At 49.9% G+C, this 419-nt stretch carries 1 protein-coding gene; it reads left to right on the plus strand.

The window, feature by feature from the left end; genetic code table 11:
- A partial coding sequence (locus KTN04_RS16720; protein WP_217336349.1) for a tyrosine-type recombinase/integrase occupies positions 1–419 on the plus strand: 419 nt, incomplete at both ends.

Here is a 419-nt window from a genome sequence, read left to right on the forward strand (position 1 = left end):
AACAAGGATCGAAAAACAGTGCTGGGGAAACGCCTGCATACCCCCTTGCAGGCCCAGATCCAGCAGGCACTCGCGATCCAGGAAGAGGATAACCGTCAGGGTCATGGGCCTTCGCTGCCAAATGCCCTCGGCAAGAAATATCCAAATGCCTTTCGCCAGCCAACCTGGATGTTTCTGTTCCCATCCAGTGGTCTCTGCAAACATCCCATTACTGGCGAACTATGCCGGCATCACTTACATGATTCTGTGCCCAGAAAAGCCTTGAAGGCTGCTATAGCAAAAACGAATATTCAACATAAAAGAATCAGCTGTCATACGTTTCGACACTCGTTTGCTACTCAACTACTTGAAGCTGGACGCGACATCAGGACTGTACAGGAACTGCTTGGCCACAGCGATGTGCGTACAACACAGATATA

The organism is Marinobacterium weihaiense, assembly GCF_019061305.1.
Lineage (GTDB): Bacteria > Pseudomonadota > Gammaproteobacteria > Pseudomonadales > Balneatricaceae > Marinobacterium > Marinobacterium weihaiense.